Raw genomic sequence first — 1,814 nt, 5'->3', positions numbered from 1 at the left:
CAATATTGTTGGACTAGCAATACTAATACCTTGTATAAAACGCCCCAATAGAAAAAATTTATAATTGGAGGTAATGACGCAAAGTAGGGTGGCTAAAATAAAAAATAATAAGTGGTATAAAATTATTGTACGATAATTAAATTTATCCCCTAAAATCCCAGATAATAAAATACCTATGCAATAACCTATAAAATTTAAACTTAGGGATAATTGTGCCATGAAGGATGATAAACCAAATTTTTGCTGGAGATCAGGAATGCATGGAATAAAGAAATCTATTTCGGCTCTAGAAATGATGCATATAGTTAATAAGGAAATAAATAATAACATGAAATTACTACAATATTTTATGAATTTTATGCCTAGCTTGTTCCCACATTTTGTTGACATTATATAGGGTGCCATAGCATTGCCTAATCGAGCGCTATCAAAATCCAATTTTACCACGCAAAAGATAACCTAAGGTTAGTTTGAAAGTAATACAAATAACTGATACACACAACATAATTTTTAGGTAATATCATCAGATAAGTAGGGTTGTTCCCAATTCTGTTAAAGCTATTTAGCAATTTTCTTGGATCGAAAAAACTTCTTGCGCTCAACCTTGGATTGAGATAACGTTTAATTGATTTGTTATTTTAAAGTCTGAGTTTTATTATGGAGTTAATTAAAAAAGATTTTAAGGACTACAGTTATATAAAAATTGGGAACATATTAATATGGATATACACAAAGTAGTTTTATTATTAGTGGTATTTAGTTTAGCGGGCTGTAGCACAAAAAAAAGTATAAAAAACATTAACTCAGCGTATGAAGCAACTAGAGAAATAAATAAGATCTCAATACAAGATGATTTAAAAGAAAAAGCGGGCGATAAAGTCTATTTTGCTTTTGATAAAACCGATCTTTCTAAAGACGCTAAAAATGTACTTAAAAAACAAGTAGAATGGCTACAAAATAACCCGTCAGTGCAAGCTTGGATTGAGGGGCATTCTGATGAGATAGGAACAAAAGAGTATAATCTTGCCTTAGGGTTGAAAAGAGCAATTGCCGTAAGTAAATTTTTAATAGCACAAGGTATTGAGAAAAACAGACTAACTGCCATTTCATATGGAAAGGAAAAACCAGAGATCCTTGAGCATACGAAAAGGTCACATCAATTGAATAGAAGGTCAGTAACAATAATAGTTACTGACCAAGCTATATAAAAGTAGTTAGGGTTATGCAAGGTGATAAAAATTTAAAACTTATAGTGGTTGCAGATATAAATAATCTAAAATTATTTACTGCTCAAGGTCTAAAGATTATTGGACTTTTAGATAGTATTATAATTGCGTCTGGAGTAAATCATAAAAATACAAAGCATGACAGTTTATATCAAAAGAAATCTGCTCCAGGTTCTTGTTTTGAACCCCACACCTCTGATAAAGGCATAAAATATCAAGAATCTTCGCATAAAATATCAGAGCATGTTCATTATATTATCAGCGCTAATAAGGATTTTAAGAGTTTAATTGTTATTGCTGATCCTAAAATGCTTGGGTATATCAGACAGAATTTGAGCAGTGCTATAAAGAAAAAAGTCATAAAAGAAATAAATAAAGATCTAATAAACCATTCGATCGACGAAATAGAATACGCAGTATTTAAATAGCTAAGCCCAAATTAGGATTGAGACAGGTAAAATGCCACCACTATCTGGGGGGCAATAAACCTATAATAGTTTTAACTAAAACTGATTTGTCAGCTCCAGAAGGTCCAATAATTATTAACGAATTATCTTTTACTATATTTAAATTGATTTCATTTAATAC

General features: G+C 30.4%; 5 protein-coding genes. 3 read left to right on the top strand and 2 right to left on the bottom strand.

Annotation, left to right across the window (positions count from 1 at the left end; translation table 11 throughout):
- Nucleotides 1-258, bottom strand: a 258-nt coding sequence (locus Megvenef_RS09340; RefSeq protein ID WP_322777646.1) for an MFS transporter, incomplete at its 3' end; no start/stop codon positions are given.
- On the opposite strand from Megvenef_RS09340, the gene Megvenef_RS09335 reads away from it, so the two are divergent.
- From Megvenef_RS09335 to Megvenef_RS09325, 3 genes are all read left to right on the top strand, one after another.
- A complete protein-coding gene (locus tag Megvenef_RS09335) occupies nucleotides 218-397 on the top strand; it encodes a hypothetical protein (RefSeq protein ID WP_322777647.1) in 180 nt (59 codons plus the stop codon). The genes Megvenef_RS09340 and Megvenef_RS09335 overlap by 41 nt on opposite strands.
- Before the next feature lie 322 nt (nucleotides 398-719).
- The gene (locus Megvenef_RS09330; RefSeq protein WP_322777644.1) at nucleotides 720-1,208 is read left to right on the top strand and encodes an OmpA family protein; all 489 of its coding nucleotides are present in this window, start codon (nucleotides 720-722) and stop codon (nucleotides 1,206-1,208) included.
- Between the two features lie 14 nt (nucleotides 1,209-1,222).
- Nucleotides 1,223-1,654, top strand: a complete 432-nt coding sequence (locus tag Megvenef_RS09325) for a host attachment protein (protein ID WP_322777643.1) — start codon at nucleotides 1,223-1,225, stop codon at nucleotides 1,652-1,654.
- Nucleotides 1,655-1,694: 40 nt separating this feature from the next.
- Here Megvenef_RS09325 and Megvenef_RS09320 read toward each other — a convergent pair whose 3' ends face one another.
- The gene (locus tag Megvenef_RS09320) at nucleotides 1,695-1,802 is read right to left on the bottom strand and encodes a hypothetical protein (RefSeq protein WP_322777645.1); all 108 of its coding nucleotides are present in this window, start codon (nucleotides 1,800-1,802) and stop codon (nucleotides 1,695-1,697) included.
- Nucleotides 1,803-1,814: the final 12 nt, after the last annotated feature.

Origin of the sequence: Candidatus Megaera venefica (assembly GCF_034554655.1) — a bacterium.
Classification (GTDB): Bacteria; Pseudomonadota; Alphaproteobacteria; order Rickettsiales; family Rickettsiaceae; genus Megaera_A; species Megaera_A venefica.
Note: the sequence above shows the minus strand (reverse complement) of the source record. Positions and strands in the feature narration are given on the sequence as shown.

Coding starts and splice junctions, on each gene's coding strand:
- Megvenef_RS09335 (WP_322777647.1), top strand. CDS start 218: ATGAAGGATGATAAACCAAATTTTTGCTGGAGATCAGGAATGCATGGA.
- Megvenef_RS09325 (WP_322777643.1), top strand. CDS start 1,223: ATGCAAGGTGATAAAAATTTAAAACTTATAGTGGTTGCAGATATAAAT.
- Megvenef_RS09330 (WP_322777644.1), top strand. CDS start 720: ATGGATATACACAAAGTAGTTTTATTATTAGTGGTATTTAGTTTAGCG.